At 51.7% G+C, this 362-nt stretch carries 1 protein-coding gene; it reads left to right on the top strand.

Going from position 1 to position 362, the window contains the following annotated elements:
• A partial coding sequence (locus OI18_RS23470; protein ID WP_039144825.1) for a SprB repeat-containing protein occupies positions 1-362 on the top strand: 362 nt, incomplete at both ends.

Raw genomic sequence — 362 nt, 5'->3', positions numbered from 1 at the left:
ATTACTGAACCACCTGTACTGGCTGCCACAACAGTTGGTAATAATGTTGACTGCTTCGGTACGGCAACAGGATCAGCAACTGTGAACGTAACAGGAGGCACCGCACCGTTTACCTACAGCTGGAACACTTCGCCGGTACAAACTGGTGCAACAGCAACAGGCCTTACTGCCGGAACCTATACGGTTACGGTAACCGATGCTGCAGGTTGTATCACTACGGCAACGGTAACGATCACCGAACCACCTGTACTGGCTGCCACAACAGTTGGTAATAATGTTGACTGCTTCGGAACGGCCACAGGTTCAGCGACTGTAAATGCAACTGGCGGCACCGCTCCATATACCTACAGCTGGAACACTTC

It is taken from the genome of Flavihumibacter solisilvae (assembly GCF_000814475.1).
In the GTDB taxonomy this organism is placed as follows: domain Bacteria; phylum Bacteroidota; class Bacteroidia; order Chitinophagales; family Chitinophagaceae; genus Flavihumibacter; species Flavihumibacter solisilvae.
Note: the sequence above shows the minus strand (reverse complement) of the source record. Positions and strands in the feature narration are given on the sequence as shown.